This window comes from Bradyrhizobium sp. SZCCHNPS1003, from assembly GCF_032381555.1.
Classification (GTDB): domain Bacteria; phylum Pseudomonadota; class Alphaproteobacteria; order Rhizobiales; family Xanthobacteraceae; genus Bradyrhizobium.
The window spans coordinates 1-16,584 of the sequence record NZ_JAUHIU010000023.1 but is presented as its reverse complement, the minus strand read 5'-3'; the positions used below and the strand labels follow the sequence as shown (position 1 = coordinate 16,584).

General features: G+C 66.2%; 17 protein-coding genes and 1 pseudogene. 8 read left to right on the top strand and 10 right to left on the bottom strand.

Going from position 1 to position 16,584, the window contains the following annotated elements; genetic code table 11:
• Positions 1 to 55: 55 nt before the first annotated feature.
• Positions 56 to 1,162: an efflux RND transporter periplasmic adaptor subunit gene (locus QX126_RS29420; protein WP_315756977.1), complete on the bottom strand. Its 1,107-nt coding sequence runs from the start codon at positions 1,160 to 1,162 to the stop codon at positions 56 to 58.
• Between the two features lie 227 nt (positions 1,163 to 1,389).
• Entirely contained in the window at positions 1,390 to 2,721 is a 1,332-nt protein-coding gene (locus tag QX126_RS29415; protein ID WP_315738405.1) for an MFS transporter, read from the bottom strand.
• Between the two features lie 35 nt (positions 2,722 to 2,756).
• Between QX126_RS29415 and QX126_RS29410 the strand changes: the two genes are divergently transcribed.
• Entirely contained in the window at positions 2,757 to 2,945 is a 189-nt protein-coding gene (locus QX126_RS29410; protein ID WP_315776109.1) for a hypothetical protein, read from the top strand.
• 36 nt (positions 2,946 to 2,981) lie between these two features.
• On the opposite strand, the gene QX126_RS29405 is transcribed toward QX126_RS29410, so the two are convergent.
• From QX126_RS29405 to QX126_RS29385, 5 genes are all read right to left on the bottom strand, one after another.
• Complete coding sequence (locus QX126_RS29405; RefSeq protein ID WP_315785626.1) at positions 2,982 to 3,944, bottom strand: alpha/beta hydrolase; 963 nt, start codon at positions 3,942 to 3,944, stop codon at positions 2,982 to 2,984.
• 49 nt (positions 3,945 to 3,993) lie between these two features.
• Positions 3,994 to 4,551, bottom strand: coding sequence for a TetR/AcrR family transcriptional regulator (locus tag QX126_RS29400; protein ID WP_315738407.1), 558 nt, complete (start codon positions 4,549 to 4,551; stop codon positions 3,994 to 3,996).
• Between the two features lie 126 nt (positions 4,552 to 4,677).
• Complete coding sequence (locus QX126_RS29395; RefSeq protein WP_315785624.1) at positions 4,678 to 5,850, bottom strand: winged helix-turn-helix domain-containing protein; 1,173 nt, start codon at positions 5,848 to 5,850, stop codon at positions 4,678 to 4,680.
• 74 nt (positions 5,851 to 5,924) lie between these two features.
• Positions 5,925 to 6,155: a hypothetical protein gene (locus QX126_RS29390; RefSeq protein ID WP_315785622.1), complete on the bottom strand. Its 231-nt coding sequence runs from the start codon at positions 6,153 to 6,155 to the stop codon at positions 5,925 to 5,927.
• A gap of 136 nt (positions 6,156 to 6,291) precedes the next feature.
• Positions 6,292 to 6,465: a hypothetical protein gene (locus QX126_RS29385; protein ID WP_315785620.1), complete on the bottom strand. Its 174-nt coding sequence runs from the start codon at positions 6,463 to 6,465 to the stop codon at positions 6,292 to 6,294.
• A gap of 75 nt (positions 6,466 to 6,540) precedes the next feature.
• Between QX126_RS29385 and QX126_RS29380 the strand changes: the two genes are divergently transcribed.
• A complete protein-coding gene (locus QX126_RS29380) occupies positions 6,541 to 7,191 on the top strand; it encodes an OmpA family protein (protein WP_315738410.1) in 651 nt (216 codons plus the stop codon).
• A gap of 68 nt (positions 7,192 to 7,259) precedes the next feature.
• Here QX126_RS29380 and QX126_RS29375 read toward each other — a convergent pair whose 3' ends face one another.
• Positions 7,260 to 8,588 (bottom strand): phospholipid carrier-dependent glycosyltransferase, encoded by a 1,329-nt coding sequence (locus QX126_RS29375; RefSeq protein WP_315785618.1) that lies wholly within the window; start codon positions 8,586 to 8,588, stop codon positions 7,260 to 7,262.
• 139 nt (positions 8,589 to 8,727) lie between these two features.
• On the opposite strand from QX126_RS29375, the gene QX126_RS29370 reads away from it, so the two are divergent.
• From QX126_RS29370 to QX126_RS29350, 5 genes and pseudogenes are all read left to right on the top strand, one after another.
• Positions 8,728 to 9,429 (top strand): FecR domain-containing protein, encoded by a 702-nt coding sequence (locus QX126_RS29370; protein WP_315785616.1) that lies wholly within the window; start codon positions 8,728 to 8,730, stop codon positions 9,427 to 9,429.
• Between the two features lie 2 nt (positions 9,430 to 9,431).
• Complete coding sequence (locus QX126_RS29365) at positions 9,432 to 10,592, top strand: hypothetical protein (protein ID WP_315785614.1); 1,161 nt, start codon at positions 9,432 to 9,434, stop codon at positions 10,590 to 10,592.
• A 152-nt stretch (positions 10,593 to 10,744) separates the two neighbouring features.
• The gene (locus tag QX126_RS29360) at positions 10,745 to 12,178 is read left to right on the top strand and encodes an MATE family efflux transporter (RefSeq protein ID WP_315785612.1); all 1,434 of its coding nucleotides are present in this window, start codon (positions 10,745 to 10,747) and stop codon (positions 12,176 to 12,178) included.
• Between the two features lie 283 nt (positions 12,179 to 12,461).
• Positions 12,462 to 13,691 carry a Tad domain-containing protein gene (locus QX126_RS29355; protein WP_315785610.1) on the top strand — a complete coding sequence of 410 codons (1,230 nt, stop codon included), beginning with the start codon at positions 12,462 to 12,464 and terminating at the stop codon, positions 13,689 to 13,691.
• 427 nt (positions 13,692 to 14,118) lie between these two features.
• Positions 14,119 to 14,220: pseudogene (locus QX126_RS29350) on the top strand (GTP-binding protein); the annotation flags it as partial.
• Between the two features lie 176 nt (positions 14,221 to 14,396).
• On the opposite strand, the gene QX126_RS29345 reads toward QX126_RS29350, so the two are convergent.
• Entirely contained in the window at positions 14,397 to 14,915 is a 519-nt protein-coding gene (locus QX126_RS29345) for a cupin domain-containing protein (protein ID WP_315717363.1), read from the bottom strand.
• Positions 14,916 to 15,064: 149 nt separating this feature from the next.
• On the opposite strand from QX126_RS29345, the gene QX126_RS29340 reads away from it, so the two are divergent.
• Positions 15,065 to 15,280: a CsbD family protein gene (locus tag QX126_RS29340; protein WP_315738416.1), complete on the top strand. Its 216-nt coding sequence runs from the start codon at positions 15,065 to 15,067 to the stop codon at positions 15,278 to 15,280.
• Between the two features lie 360 nt (positions 15,281 to 15,640).
• Here QX126_RS29340 and QX126_RS29335 read toward each other — a convergent pair whose 3' ends face one another.
• Positions 15,641 to 16,099, bottom strand: coding sequence for an FKBP-type peptidyl-prolyl cis-trans isomerase (locus tag QX126_RS29335; RefSeq protein ID WP_409998083.1), 459 nt, complete (start codon positions 16,097 to 16,099; stop codon positions 15,641 to 15,643).
• Positions 16,100 to 16,584: the final 485 nt, after the last annotated feature.

Here is a 16,584-nt window from a genome sequence, read left to right as displayed (position 1 = left end):
CCGGAATCTCGAGGTTCCGGGTTCGCACTACGTGCGCCCCGGAACGACGGCAGAGCTAGAACGTCAGCGCCGACACGACGCGCACCCTCTGGCTGGGATCGATCTTCTGCACGCCGAGCGCCACGACCTTGTCGCCTTCGTCGACGCCTGACGTGACGAGCACGTCCTTGCTGTCATAGGCCTTCACCTTCACCGGCTTCAGCGCCACCTCGCCCTTGTCGTTGACGACGTAGAGCGACGGATCGCGGCCATCGCTGAACAGCGCCGACAGCGGCAGCCGCGCGACGCGCGTGGTGGCGGGATCGGCGAGCGTCAACGTCGCAGTCATGCCGAGCGAGACGGCGTCGCCGGCGTCCGGCAGCGAGAACTTGGCGAGATAGGTGCGCGTCGCGGAATCGGCGGTGGGCGCGATCTCGCGCAGCTTCGCCGCATATTGCTTGTTTGCCTCCGACCACAATGTGACGTAGGCGCTGCCGGTCTTGGCGCGTTCGAGCAGGGTCTCCGGGATCGCGACCACGGCCTCCTTCTCGGCAAAGCGCGCGACACGGATCGCGGCCTGGCCGGCGGCAACGACCACGCCTGGTTCGATCATGCTCGCGGTGACGACGCCGCGCGCGTCGGCAACCAGCGTCGCATAGGACAGCGAGTTGCGTGTCAGTTCGACCGAGCGCTCGGCGCGATTGAGCCGCGCCCTCGCCTCGTCGGCGGACGCCCTGGCCTGGTCCATCTGGGCATCCGTGGTCCAGCCCTTGGCGCGCAGCTCCTTGGCGCGGGTCTCGGCAGCGGAGGCCTGCGCCAGCACGCCGGTGGCGGCGCGGAATTCGGCTTCGGCCTGCTCGGCCTGCAGCTTCAGGTCGACCTCGTCGAGCGTGGCGAGCGGCTGGCCGACCTCCACGGTCTGGCCGACCTCGACCAGGCGCTTGGCGACCTTGCCGGCGACGCGGAAGCCGATATCGGCCTCGATGCGCGGCCGGATGGTGCCGACGAAGCTGCGCTCGGGCGTCTCGGCCTCGTAATGGACGGGCGCGACCAGGACCGGCCGGACCGGCTCGGCCTTCTGGGCGACGGTTTCATTGCACCCGGCCAGGGCGACGGCCATCGTGGCCAGCGCAAGGCCGGTCAACAGCTTGGAATAGCTCGCGAAAATCAGGCGGATCAACATGGGGCACCCTCGCTGCTCTTACGAGTAAGTGTCGAATGTCGAATGATGATTGTCAATATTCGTCAGCAATCATGACTTCGTGATCATCTGGACATGTTGCCGCAGGTGCTCAGTGGAGCGGCAGGCCGGCTCGGAACTCCGCCGTGCACTCACCCGCCACCGATTCCGGGGCCGTCCGCCGTCGCGGTCGAGCCCCGGCCCCGCAATCAGGGCATGCACCGTGCGCTTCACTCCGCGGGCGCCTGCCCGGCGAATTCGACCTTGCTCTCATGGCCGCCGAAGAACGCGAGCAGCCCGGCGATCAGCGGCAGCACCGACAGCGCGAGCAGGCCGTGGGTGGTGGAGCCGGTCGTGTCCTTGATCCAGCCGACCAGATAGGGGCCGCCGAAGCCGGCGAGATTGCCGATCGAGTTGATCAGCGCGATGGCGCCGGCCGCGGCCGTACCCGACAGCCATGCCGTCGGCAGCGTCCAGAACACGCCGAAGACACAGAACACGCCGATCGCCGCGACCGTGAGCGCAACCATGGTGAGCGTGGGATCGCCGATCATGCTCGATGCGGCCAGCGCCACCGCGATCAGGATCAGCGGCGCGCCGACATGCATCACGCGCTCGCGTGTCGCATCGGAATGCCGCGCCCACAGGATCATCGCGACGGTGCCGAACGCATAGGGGATCGCGGTGACGAAGCCTGTCTGCACATTGGTCAGTCCGAATGCCTTGACGATCTGCGGCAGCCAGAACTGCATGCCGTAGAGCGCGCCGACGAAGCCGAAATAGATCAGGCTGAGCACGATCACCTTCGGCGACGACAGCGCCTCGCCGAGCGTCATGTGGCCGGCGGCCTGCTTCGCCGCCGTCTCGGCCTCGAGCTTCGCCGCGAGCCAGGCCTTCTGCTCCGCGGACAGCCAGGTCGCATGCTCCGGCCGGTCGGTCAGGTAGAACCAGGTGACGACGCCGAGGATGACGGAGGGGATGCCCTCGATGATGAACAGCCACTGCCAGCCCTGCAATCCCATCAGGCCGTGCATGCCGAGCAGCAGGCCGGAGACCGGCGCGCCGATCACGGTCGAAATCGGCACGGCAACCGCGAAGGCGGCGAGGAAGCGCGCGCGATACTGGGCGGGGTACCAATAAGTGAGATAGAGGATGATGCCGGGAAAGAATCCGGCCTCGGCGACGCCGAGCAGGAAACGCAGCGTGTAGAAGCTCCACGGGCCCGAGACCAGCGCCATGAGCGCCGAGATGATGCCCCAAGTCACCATGATGCGCGCGATCCAGCGGCTGGCGCCGAACTTCTCCAGCGCCAGATTGCTCGGCACCTCGAAGATGAAATAGCCGATGAAGAAGATGCCCGCACCCCAGGCGAACACCAGCGGTGAGAATTTCAGCTCCGCATTCATGGTCAGCGCGGCGAAGCCGAGATTGACCCGGTCGAGATAGGAGAAGAAATAGGCCAGCACCAGAAACGGAATCAGGCGCCAGGAGATGGCGCGGATGGTCGCGGACTCGATATCGGAGCGGCCAAGCGCGGCCGGACTGGTGGCGGACGGACTCATCGATCTCCTCCCCGGAGCTTTCTGGACATTGATAGTTGAAGGCGGTGTTGAGCATCGGTCGTGGCAAGTCAATCGGAAAACCTGACATCCCACAGCCCGTCGGCGCATCGCGGGGGCGCGGCGCGCGCATGACGCCCTCCTCGCCCGAGATGCTCATCCGCGTCGTCGGCATCCTGCTCGGCATCTGGATCGACCGGATCGCGACGCGGCCTGCTTGGGCATAGGCCTGCCAACGGCAAGCCGCGATATCAACCGAAAGCTCAGATCGGCCCCGCGCCGGCGCGGCTGAAGAAGGCGTTGAGCTCCTCGGCCAGAACGGCAGGCTGCTCTTCCGGAATGTAGTGGCCGCACGAGGAGATGGTGATGCCCTCGACGTGATCGGCGACCTCCCTGAGCGGCGCGGCCATGTCCACGATCGATCCCTGGTCGGCACCGACGGCGAGCACCGGCGGCTTCAGCTTGCCCCTTTGTTTCAGCTCGCGGTTCTGACGCGCGGACAGTGCGGCGGCACGATAATAGGCGAGTCCGGCGCGCAAGCCGCCGGCCTTGGTCAGCACGCGGGCGTATTCGTCGAGATCGCGTTCGGAGAACGCTTCGGGATTGGCCCCTTTGCGGCGCAGGAACCAAGCGAGATAGTCGCGTTCGCGGCCGTGGATCAGCATCTCCGGGAGATCCGCGACGGCGTGGAACGCGAAGTGCCAAGTGCGCCACGCGCGGTCTGGCGCGAAGGGCAGCGCCTCTGGCAGCGTGACGCCGGGAATTCCCGCATCGAGCAGGGCCAGGCTGCGCACCTCGGCTTCGAACAGCGCCGCATAGGGATAAGCCACCCACGCACCGATATCGTGGGCCACCAGATGATAGCTGGTGACGCCGAGTTGCTGCAGCAGCCGATGCACCGCCGTGGCCAGGGTCTGAGTGTCGTAGCCTTCGGCTGGCCGGTCCGAATCGCCCTGCCCGGGGAGATCCGGCGCAATGACCCGATAGCGCGACGCGAGCAGCGGCATGAGCTTGCGCCAGGCAAACCAGCTTTCGGGAAAGCCGGCGAGCAGCACCACGACCTCGCCGGCCGGCGGGCCACCGCTGACATAGTGCAGCCGAAGGCCATCGACGGTCTCGAAGCGGTGGGTAAAGCCCGGCAACGACGCATCGGCGCGACCGAACGGCTCGGCCGCGACCAGCCGCGACGGACTTTTGGCAGAGATGGCACTCATCAACTCAGTCATGGATCATCCTCCTAATTATAGAACAATCGTTTCCTATTTAGACACGACATCACGCGAACAAGGCGGCAGCCTGGTCTGCCACGGCCATCATCTCGCTCCTCGTGCGCCCTGTCTTGCCGACCACCCGAAATCCCTGGATCACGCAGAACAAGGCTCGGGCCACGACTTCCGCGTCGAGATCCGGCCGGATCGATCCATCCGCCTGGCCCAGCCTGATCAGGTCGCGCAACAGAGTCTCGACCCGCCGTAACGCTCCGCGGACCTTGGCCGCGGCTTCCGCATCCAAGGTGGCGAGCTCGGCCGCGCTGGTCACGACGAGGCAGCCGCGCCGGCCTTCGCTGTCGCTGGCGGATTCCGCGTAGAACTGCAGCAAGGCCTCCAGCTTGTCGCGGCCGCTGGGCTGCGCATCGATGCGCTCGCGCACCTGCTGGTCGCGGCGCGCGATGTAATGATCCAGCGTCGCCAGGAAGATCGCGCGCTTGTCCGCGAAGGCCTTGTAGAGGCTGCCGGTGGCGAGCTTCATGGCCGCGCGCAGTTCTGCCAAGGACGCCGCGTGATAACCGCGCTCGCTGAAGACCACCAGAGCCCTGTTCAGGGCGGTGTCCATATCGAACTCGCGCGGCCGACCGGGCCCGCGGCGCTCGGATGAATCCTGTTGCGACCTCGTCATTCCTCCTTTTAGGAAACATTCGTTTCCAAATCAAGAGCGCTGAGCGGATCTCCGACGACCAGGTCAGTCTCCAAGCTGAAAGCGCTGGAACCGGTGCAGCTCGTCCTCGATGGTCCGCTTCAGCGCCTTGCGCCGGTCGCCGCGCGCCGCCTTGCCCTCGCCGACCCAGCTCCATTTCTGCATCAGGAGCTTGCCGTTCTGGCGGTCGGTCTTGAGATCGAGCGCGGCGACGATCTCGTCGCCGACTAGGACCGGCAGCGCGAAATAGCCGAACAGGCGCTTGTCCTTCGGGACATAGGCCTCGAAGCGATGATCATAGTCGAAGATCGCCTGCGTCCGCTTGCGCTGGATGATGAGCGGATCGAACGGCGACAGGATGTGCACGCGCTCGGAGCTGATGTCGATCGGCTCCTCCAGCGCGGCCGGCGTCGCCCAGTGCTCCTGCCTGCCGGCGCCCTCCAGCGTCACCGGCACGAGCTCGCCGCGCCGGACCCTGGCATCGATGACCCGGCGCACCGCGGCCTTGCTTGGCGCATTGAGATGGCAGAGCGAATCGAGGCTCACGACGCCTTGGGCGCGCAAGCCGCGGTCGAGCAGATAGGCTGCGATCTCGCGATCGTTGGCGCCCTTCGGCAGCCGTTGCCAGCCGAAATGCCGGGTGGTGAGGTCGTAGGTCTTGAGCATGCCGTCGCGGCCCGACACCGTCAGCACGCCCTCGTAGAAGCCGAGCTGCAGCGCGCGCTTCGACGGCTTGCGGCTGGCCCAGGCGTGGTCCTTCTCGCGCAGCACGTCGTCGTCGATGTCGCGGATCGTCAGCGCGCCGCCTTGGCGGATCAGCCGCATGACCTTGCGCGTATCCTCGGGCTTCACGGTCTGCAGCCAGCGATGGCCCTCGCGGCGGTAGCGGCGCATCGCCGGAACGAAGTAGCGGAAGTCGTGCAGCGGGATGTAGGACAGCGCGTGGGTCCAATATTCGAAGACGGTCTTGTCGGTGCTCTGCGCCTGCCTGAGATCGGCGCGGCGATAGGCGGGAATGCGGCTGAACAGGATGTGGTGATGGCAGCGCTCGATCACGTTGATGGTGTCGATCTGCACATAGCCGAGATGAGCAATGGCGGCGGCGACCGCCTCGGGGCCCGCGCCGAACGGCGCCTCGGCATCGAGCCGCTGCGCGCGCAGCCAGATGCGGCGCGCCTGCGGCTTGGAGAGCGGGATGGGCGTGGGGACAGCGGGCATGCCGCGCAATGGTGCGAGATTCGCCCCCGCTCCCGCAACGGCAAATCAGGCCGGCGAGATCCCCTTGCGGAACCTCACGGCTTGGCCTTGTCCGGAATGCTGCCGGTGGCGATCTCGGCCTTGCAGCTGGCGCGGCCGGGATCGGGCGCACGGCACTTGTAGATGCTGCCCGTCAGGCGGTCGACCAGCCAGGCCGTATCCTCGGCCGGACTTTCCAGGCCGACATAGCGGTTGCCGACCGCGGTGATCAGCGTCGACAGCAGGATCGATGCCGCAATGATGCCAGCCCCGATCAGCGTCGACATGGAACCGGCTGATCCCGTCTGATCCTGACTGCTCGCCCGATGGGACTGATAGTCGCGCCTGTGCGATGGGTTGAACACGGCTCTGCTTTTCTGTCTGCGTTTCTTAGACTACGAATCCAGTCGCCGTTCGCGTTCCTCAGGTTTGCGATTTTTTCCCGGCGAACGCTATCCGGTAGAACCGCATCTGGCCGATTTGTTGTTCGCTGACCGGCCACCTGCCGATCGCTTTGCGGCAGCGCGCGGCGCGTCCCGCGGACCACTCGCTTCGCCCCTCAAGGGCCGCCCCGTCCGGCAACGTGACGTCGATCACATTTGGCGCTTTGAACCCGTTCTATCGTTCACGCATCCAATGGCCATAGGGCATGACGACACGAGGATAACGACGATGACCCCATATTTTGGACGCTTTGCAGTTCAGGCGGCGGCGTTCTCCGCCATGCTGGCGATCGGCGCAGGCACCGCCCTCGCCGGCGAGGCCGTGTCGGCCGACAAGATCCTCAACGCGCTGAAGCCGAAGGCCGTGACGCGCGGCATTTCGGTCGGACCGCAGGCGACCCCGCAGGCCGACGCGGCAGCGCAGGCGAAGCAGGCGGCCTTCATCGACAGCATGCGCAACCGCAAGACCCGCTCGCTGTCGCTCGGCGAGCGCGAGCAGATCGCCGAGATCGCGGCGACCAAGCCCAAGATCGATCTCGAGATCCAGTTCGACTACAACTCGGCCGAAATCAGCAAGGCCTCGATGCCGGCCGTGCAGGAACTCGGCAAGGCGCTGTCCGATCCGAACCTGAAGGGCTCGACCTTCGTGGTTGCCGGCCACACCGATGGCATCGGCAGCGACGGCTTCAACCAGGATCTCTCCGAGCGCCGTGCCGACACCATCAAGCGCTATCTGGTCGAGAAGTTCGCCCTCGCCGGCCAGGACCTCGTCACGGTCGGCTATGGCAAGACCAAGCTCAAGGACGCGGCCAACCCGGCCGATCCGCTCAACCGGCGGGTCCAGGTCGTCAACATGGACACCAAGACCGCGGCGAAGTGAGCGCTCCGCCGCGCATCGCCCCGCCTGCCCACGGTCCCTGGCAGGCGGGGCGCCTTTTTGTCCGCACTTCAGATCCAGCTCTGGAACAGCATCAGCCGGGTGAAGGTCTGCATCGTCGTGCCGATGAAGGCGGCGCTGACCGGCAGCATCGCGACGAAGCCCAGCACCACGACGGCGACATAGCTCAACAGCACCCAGCGCGGCCAGCGGGTCAGCACATGCACGAGCGCGAGGCTCGCCAGCGTCGCCGACGGCAGGTAGTAGTAGATGAAGCTCAGCGCGCGCGGCAGCAGCGCCCAGGGCAGATAGCAGCCGAGATAGAACGCCAGGATCAGGAACGCCGCCGCGCTGCGCGTCGCGATGAAATCCCGGACGCAGATGCCGAGCGCGGCAAGTGCCGGCCACAGCACCAGCGGATTGCCGAGCAGCACCACCGCGGCGATGTCGGTGTCGCTGGTCTTGTCGAACAGGAACCAGACCGGACGGACCAGCAACGGCCAGGTCGGCCACGCGCTCATATAGGTATGGCCAGCAATCGCCGTGGTGACGCTGTCGGCGAAGATGCGCCGCTGCGCTTCGAAGATGCCGATGACGGACAGGCCGTGCAGCGGGACGAAGGTCGCGAGATAGCAGACAGTGGGCATCGCGACGAGGCACAGCACGATCTGCAGCCAGCTCAGTTGCGGCCATTGCTCGGGCCGATACCAGTCGGTCGGCTCGCCATCTCCGAACGAGGTCTGCCAGTGCTGCAACAGCTTGATGAGACCGATGATGAGAAGCGCCGTCAGCAGCGGAAACAGCCCGCTCCATTTGCAGGCGATCGCAAGGCCGAACAACGCGCCCGCCAGCGCGAACACGACCTGCGGCCGGCGCTGCCTGAACGAAAACAGAAAGGCCGCGATCGCGAGCAGGCTGAAGGCGAGCGCGCCGATGTCGAGCATCGCGATGCGCGCCTGCACGAACAGCATCTGGTTGAAGGCCGCGAGCAGCGCCGCTGCGATGGCAGGCCATTGCGCCGCGAACAGCGCCAGGCCGCACAGATAGATCGCGGCAACTGCGAGCCCGCCGAGCACGGTACCGGGATAGCGCCATGCGAAGGCGTTGTCGCCGAACGTCCTGATCGACAGTGCAATCAGCTCCTTGGCGAGCGGCGGATGCATCGGGTTGAGCTGCGGCGTCGCCGGCGCCAGTCCCAGCATCTGCCGCGCCGCCGGGACGTAATGCACCTCGTCGAAGACGAATTTCGGCGGCGAGGCGAGCCCGATCATCAGCACGACGTGCGCGATCGCGAAGATCAGCAATGCCGTCATCACACAGCGGCGGACCGACAGAGCGCCATCCTGCGCAACCTCGCCGTCCTCGTCGTCGTCATCCCGGCGAGCAGCAGATACCTTCATGGGCCTCCGCGTTGAACTGATCTCACGGTGGCGGCAACTAACCACCGAACGGTCATCGAGGCAAACTTGTGCCCATTTTACAACAACCCCGCGCGCCGTCTTCGGCTAGATTGAGCAGGAAACAATCTTCGGTGTGGATATGAGTCTGCGTCGCCGAACCTGTGTCGCTGCGATCTCGGCGGCCGCCCTGCTGGGCGTCGCGGGCGGCGCAAGCGCCGACAGCCGCATCGGCGAAGCCGTGCTGGTGCAGAAGGACGTGCTGCGCGTGGCAGGCGCCTCGAGCAGCCCGATCAGCATCGGCGACGGCGTCGTGCGCAACGAGACCGTGCGCACCGGCAATGACAGTGCCGCGCGGCTCGTCATGATCGACAGCACCAATCTCTCGCTCGGCGCCAACGCCACCCTGACGCTCGACCGCACCGTCTTCAACGACGAGACCAGCTATCGCGACATCGCGATCCGGCTCGGCACCGGCGCGTTCCGCTTCGTCACCGGCCATTCCGAGAAAACCGCCTACAAGATCAACACGCCGCTGGCGACCATCGGCGTGCGCGGCACCATCCTCGACATCCGCTCGCAGCGCGGCCAGACCATGGTCGTGCTGCAGGAAGGCGCCTCGCGGGTCTGCACCCTCACCTTCCAATGCCTCGAGCTGACGCAGCCGGGCGACACCGCGATCATCACCGCGACCGGCCAGGGCCGAAGCGCGATCAAAAAGACCGGCAATCCGTCGTGGAGCTTTGCCGCCACCTGCGCGTCGACATCGGGCCTTTGCACGGTCACCGATCTCGCCAGTAATGCGCCGCCGCAGGACTTCACCGGCATCCTGTGCGGGCGGTGACGATGAGAACGCGCCGCGATCAGCTTGCTCTCCTGATGACCGCCATCGCCGCCGGGCTGCCCGCGCTCGCCCTGCAGGCCGCGCCGGCCGCCGCGCAGAGCAGTTGCGGGGCGGACAATTTCGCGGCGGCGCTGTGCCCGACCCCGTCGCCGTCGCCGACCTCCTCGCCCACCGCAACGCCCACGCCGTCGGCCACGCCGACATCGACCTCCAGCCCGACGCCGACGCCCTCGCCCTCGATCTCGCCGACCCCGTCGCCGACGCCCACCGGCGCGGGAAACAGCGCGAACGCGATCAACGGCCTCGCCGACCAGCGCTTCAACCAGATGATCACCAACCGCGTGCTCGGCCTGGTGCTGCTCGGCGTCAACGAGCAGGTCAACTGCAACGACTGCGTCAGCGCGTTCGGCTCGGCCGGCTCGTTCTCGGCCGGCATCCATGGCCGCAAGCAGCTCACCAACAATCTGGCGCTGCTTGCCGGCCTCGCCTACACGCACTACGACGAGGACGGCTACCACGTGACCTCGGCGCCGATCGGCGCCTTCGCGCTGCGCTACGACTTCACCGATTGGGGCTCGTCGCGGCCGTTCTTCGACATCGGCACGATCCTGACGCCGTATGAGCGCGTGCGCTACGGCCGGAGCTATGCGACGAGCCTCGGTAACGTCACGGTGGACGGCACCACCACGGCGTCGAACTACGCGGTCTATGGCCGCGCCGGCTGGATCAGCCGGTTGTCGCCGCGCGACGAGCTCGCGGCGTCGGTCGAGCTATGGCAATTGTGGCAGCACGTCGCCCGCTATCGCGATCCCGCGCTCGCCTTCAACCCGTTCGATGCGACGATCGCCGGCGGCACCGACCGCACCAGCCTGGTCAAGGTCGGCGGCCAATGGACCCACCTGTTCGGCTCCAGCATCGAAGCCAACATCAATGGCGGGTATGTCCAGTCGTTCGCGACCAGCTCCGGCATCGTCGCCGCCGTCACCGGCAGCGGCACGGTGACGCCGACCATGGGCAACCAGGGCTGGTTCGAATATGGCGGACGGCTGGGCTTCCGCCTGCCGCAGGGCTGGATCGCCGATCTGTTCGTCAACGGCACGCTCGGCCCGCAGCCGGTCGGCAACACCATCCACGGCGGCATGGGCCTGCGCGTCCATTATTAGCGGCTGGCCCGGCGCCGAGCGGATCACCCTCGCTCCGTCAAAATTTCATGATCGGCCTGCGCTCGGGTCGCCTTGACCCGCGCCCGCCGGCGGACCTATTGAATGATAATCATCATTTAAACGCGATGGTTCGCCAGGCGCGCGGAGATCCGATGGACGTTTCCACCCAGGCGACCACCGAAGCCCGGCCCGGTGTTGCGGCGGCGCCGTTCGAGCCGGCCCCGGATCCGCCGCGCGCCAAGGCCGCGTCGGTCCGCACGGCATTGCTCTCCGGCCCGGTGCTGCCGGCGCTGTTCCGGTTGGCGCTGCCGACCATGACCGTGCTGGTGGCGCAAACCGCGGTCAACGTCGCCGAAGCGTATTACGTCGGCTTCCTCGGCACCGATGCGCTGGCCGGCGTCGCACTGGTGTTCCCGATCTTCATGCTGATGACGATGATGTCCAATGGCGGCATCGGCAGCGGCGTCTCCTCGGCGGTGGCGCGCGCGGTCGGCGCCGGGCACAACGCCGATGCCGATGCCATCGCCTTCCATGCCATCGTGCTGGCGGTGATCGCCGGCGGCCTGTTCACGCTTGCGACCGCCCTGTTCGGCCCGGCGCTGTACCATGCGCTCGGCGGGCGAGCCGGCGCTCTGGAGGCGGCGCTGCGCTACTCCAACTATCTGTTCGCCGGCGCCGTCCCGGTGTGGATCGTCAATCTGCAGGCGGCGGCGCTGCGCGGCGCCGGCAATGTGCGGGTGCCGGCGCTGGTCACCCTGGTCGGCGCGCTGGTCATGATTCCCGCCTCGCCGCTGCTGATCTTCGGCATCGGCCCGCTGCCGGGGCTCGGGATCGCCGGCGCGGGCATCGCCTTCGGCCTGTATTACTGCGGCGCCATGCTGGTGCTGGTGCGCTACATGACCTCTGGCCGCTCCAGCCTGCATGTGCGCGTTGCGCGGCTACAGGGCCGGCTGTTCGCCGACATCCTGAAAGTCGGGCTGCCGACCGCGCTCAACGCGGTCATGGTCAATCTCACCGTCATCCTGGTGACCGCGCTCGCCGGGCGCTTCGGGACCTCCGAGCTCGCCGCCTACGGCATCGCCTCGCGGCTCGACTACATCATGATCCCGATCCTGTTCGGGCTGTGCACGGCCACCCTGACGATGGTCGGCATCAATGTCGGCGCCGGCCAGCGCGGCCGTGCGCGCCGCATCGCCTGGATCAGTGCCCTGGCGGGCGCAGCCCTGGTCGGGATCATCGGCCTGATCGTGGCGCTGCACCCGCCGCTCTGGCTCGGCCTGTTCAGCCGCGACGCCGGGGTTCTGCGCGAGGGCGCGACCTATCTGCGCACCGTGGCGCCGGCCTACGCCGCGCTCGGCTTCGGGTTCGTGCTGGCTTTTGCCGGCCAAGGCGCGGGGCACGTGCTGTGGCCGTTCGTCGGCTCCGCCCTGCGCGTGCTGATCGCGGCGGGCGGCGGCTACATCGCAATCATCATGCTCGGCGGCGGCATGGCCTCGCTCGCCGCGATGGTCACGCTGTCGCTCGTCGGCTACGCATTGGTGTGCAGCCTCGTTCTCTCGCCCCGGATCTGGCGCTCACCTCGTTAGCGCGACGTCCACCGACGGGCGCAATCCAACCGCCTGCAACTCACGACAGTCACCGCCAAATACAAGCAATTCACGCGGCTACTACCAGTGAGTGGTGCGAACGGGCACCTCTCGCTGATCCGGCAAACAGACTGATAACCTTCGGTTCCCACGACCCCGTCCACGGGTTCCTTTATGGAACCGGATTCAACATGCGGTAATCTCTGACCGCCACTTCCTTGCAGCAGGGGCTCGCATCCGCCGGCGTCGAGCCTCGGACAGCCATCAGCAGGAAGCGTTGCACATGACCGCATCGATTTCGTCGAAGACTCTTCGCGATCTGGCATGGAGATTTGGCCGCGCGAAGGATGGCCAGATCAGCATGATCTTCGCCATCACCATCATCCCCATCCTGGTGTCGGTCGGCGCCGCCGTCGATTTCGCCAAGTCCAGCGACACCAAGGCGCAGTTGCAGAAGTCGGTCGACGCCGCGGTCCTCGCCGGCGTGACCCAGGCCAGCGCGCAGCAGGTCTCGACCGCGAGCGCGGTGTTCTCGGGCAGCTTCAAAGGCCGGTTCGGCACCGGCACAACGGCGACCTTCACGCCCAATAGCGACGGCTCGCTGTCGGGCACCGCGACGACCTCGGTGAAGACCTCGTTCCTCAACGTGATGGGCACGACATCGCTCGGCGTGACGGCGTCCGCAACGGCCAAGGCCGGCGCGCAGACTACGTCGCCCGTGTGCATCCTGCTGGTCAGCACCATCAACGCGCAATCATTGCTGGTGAATTCCGGGGCCCAGCTCAATGCGCCGAGCTGCGAGATCCACGTGCTGTCGACGCAGAGCCCGGCCGCGATGTTCAACGCCACGCTCAACGTCAAGCGCATCTGCATCAAGGGCACCAATATCACCAAGAACGGCGGCGCCACTCCGCCGGCCGAGACCGGCTGCGCGGCGATCTCCGACCCATTTGCCGGCAAGCTGCCCGCCGTCACGGTGGGCGCGTGCACCACCAACAACAAAGTCTATGATCCCGGCTCGGTCACGCTCAGCCCCGGCGTCTATTGCGGCGCGACCAATTTCAACGGCTCCGGCACGCTGACGCTCAATCCGGGCCTCTACGTCATCAAGGGCGGCGCGATGACCTTCAACTCGGGATGGACGGTCACCGGCAGCGGCGTCACCTTCTATCTCGTCGACCAGAACGCGACGCTCACCTTCAACGGCAACGTCAATGCGACGCTGTCGGCGCCGACCAGCGGCACCTACGCCAATATCCTGATGTACGAGCCGAGCGGCCTGTCGACGACGAACCTGCCGATCAACGGCACCAGCAGCTCGTCCTACACCGGCCTGATGTATCTGCCGAGCCGCAACGTCACCATCAACTCGGTCTCGACCATGAGCAGCAACAGCGTCACGATGGTGTTCAACACGCTGATCCTGAACCAGACCAACTGGGCGATCGCGCCCGGCGCGTTGTCGATGTCGGCGGCGAGTGGTCCGGCCGGCACGGCGTTCCTGTCGAGGTAGTTGCCATAGCTGAGCCAATTCTCGTGAGTGCTGTTTCAGCGGCTTGTCGCCGGGACTGACGACCCGGCGAAAAGATATCAGCTCCTCTCTTAGGAGATGAAACGGAGCTGCATCCCGCCACCGATACTGCTTCCCCCTCCCCGTTCTTCACGGCAGAGGGAACGCGGTGTCGCTGGCGGCTGCAGCGTCGTTTCAGCACTGCAGGGACTTCACCAGCTCACCAGAGCCGCTCGCGCCCTGCGTCTCGGCCGCCGCCTCTGCCGACTCCACAAGCCGCCGCCGGCCCGCCCACTCACCTTCGTCGCCACTCCCTCCCCTTGACACCCTCTCCCGTTTCAGATGATGTTACGTTATAACATTGCATAAAGAGGCCGCATGCCCGCTCGCCGGCACCGACCCCTCCCCCTGAAGAGGCTGTTCGATCTCGATGCGCAAACTCCCCGCCACGGTCTTGTCCGGCTTCCTCGGGACTGGGAAGACCACTTTGCTCAACCCCATCCTGAACAACCGCCAGCGACTGAAGGTGGCGCCGCGCCAACGAGGCGGCCTGACCAGCCCGCATCCGAACCGAAAGTCCTCCGGTGCAACGAACCGCGAGACACACGCGCGACAGTCGCCCCTGCTTCGCGTGTGAGAGGGAAGGCGTTATAGCCGCTCCCTGCCCGGCGGAGCCGTCGCGAGACGGCTCCGCCATTTCCTTGATGGCTACGACTTCGACTCGGCGGGATCGCGGTGCACCGGGTCGATCCACAGCACCGTCTCGGGCTTCTCGACCGGCTCGATGTCGATGTTGATCGCGACCGCCTCGCCGTCGCTGCGCACCAGCACGCATTCCAGTACTTCGTCCGGGCTCGCATTGATCTCCTGGTGCGGCACGTAGGGCGGCACGAAGATGAAATCGCCGGGACCGGCCTCCGCGGTGAACTGCAGCCGATCGCCCCAGCGCATCCGCGCCTTGCCCTTCACGACGTAGATCACGCTCTCGAGATGACCGTGATGATGCGCCCCGGTCTTGGCGTCAGGCCTGATCGTGACCGTGCCCGCCCACAATTTCTGCGCTCCGACGCGCGCGAAGTTGATCGCCGCCTTACGGTCCATGCCCGGCGTCGACGGCACGTTGGAATCGAGCTGATTGCCCGGAATGACGCGGACGCCGTCGTGCTTCCAGCGCTCGTCGCCGTGATCGTGGGAATGGCCGTGCGCGTGATCGTGAGAGCCTGACATGATTTCTTCTCGGGATTTCATCTGTTCGAGGGAACCAAGCCATTGTTAGCCGAAATGCCGCAGCGAAGCTATTCGCAGTTCCCCACGAACCTTTCTGCATCGCGTGCGTTGGATCGGTGGAGTTCACACAAACAGCGGAGGACGAAGTCATGGGTGCCACCACCGACAAGATCAAGGGCGTCGCCAACGAGACCATCGGCAAGGCCAAGCAGGGCATCGGCGAAGCCACCGGCTCCGAGCGCCTGCAGGGCGAGGGTGCCGTGCAGGAAATCAAGGGCAAGGGCCAGCAGGCGCTGGGCGATGCCAAGAAGGCGACCAAGGACGCGGTGAACACCGCCGCCGGCGCCGCCAACAAGAATCTCTGAGCAGGATCGGCGCGGTCGCGGAGATCGCGCGAAGACGCTATCAACTACAAGACCGGCCCCTCACGGGGCCGGTCTTTGCATCGTCGTTAGTTGACGAGAGATGGCAACTATCAGCCAGATCATTACAGCGCTCCAGCCGGCGCCCATGAATGCGCCCTCTCCCCTTGTGGGAGAGGGCATGTAGGACAGCGCCACAAGCTCGGTCGGGTGAGGGGTCTCTCTCCATGAGCGTCGCTCGCCGAGAGAAACCCCTCACCCCATTGTGTTCGCGGTTGGGCCCGTGATGCCCTCTCCCACAAGGGGAGAGGGCGCTGTATCGCGCAGCACGCTTGGTTGCCCTCCCGGCATCATTCGCGCGCCTTACTTCACGCCGAGCAGTTCGACGTCGAACATCAGCGTCGCGTTCGGCGGAATCACGCCGCCGGCGCCGCGGGCGCCGTAGCCCAGTTCGGGCGGAATGATCAGGGTACGCTTGCCGCCGACCTTCATGGTGGCAACGCCCTCGTCCCAGCCGGCGATCACGCGCTTCATGCCGATCGGGAATTCGAACGGCTCGTTGCGATCCACCGACGAGTCGAATTTCTTGCCCTTCTGGCCGTTCTCATAGAGCCAGCCCGTATAATGCATCACGCAGGTCTGACCGCGCGTCGGCGTGGCGCCGGTGCCTTCCTTGGTGTCGATGATCTGCAGTCCGGAGGGAGTGGTCATGGTCTTTCCTGTGGGTTTGGCGGAACTGGTCTGTGCCGAGACCGCGCGGGAGCCCAGCAAGACACCGGCCGCGGCCGATGCCGCCGCCATCAGCGCAACTCTTCTGTTCATCGGACGCCGCATGCTCCAGACCGCCTCTGCTCGTTCACGGGAGCCGCGGTTTAGCTCATGCGGGAGCGGCTGACCAGCCCGGCATCGACTTCCGAAAAAAATAATTCACTTGCGTATAATCGGAATTCATGATTATCTCCCCCGCATCCCGCCTCACCGCAGAGGGGCGTAGCGCGCGATCGTCACGACACGCGAGGTGGGATGCGATGGCCGCGTTGTTGCCGCAGCGTGTCTTCGGACGCGCCGACGAACGGCAGCTTGCGGACGTGAAGTCGCAGCGTCCTGATACCCCGATGCTGGTATCACGCGCAGTGCGCGCAAGCGCATTGTCGCAATGGTGGCCAACAAGCCCGGCGCACCAGGGAGACTGCGTATAAGCGTGAAGACCGTCGCGCAGGGAATGCCGGTGGTGGATTCAATTGGTCGTCGCAACACTCGATGAGGAGGTTGCGATGGGCATTCGAAAGAAACGGTCAACGCGGGGC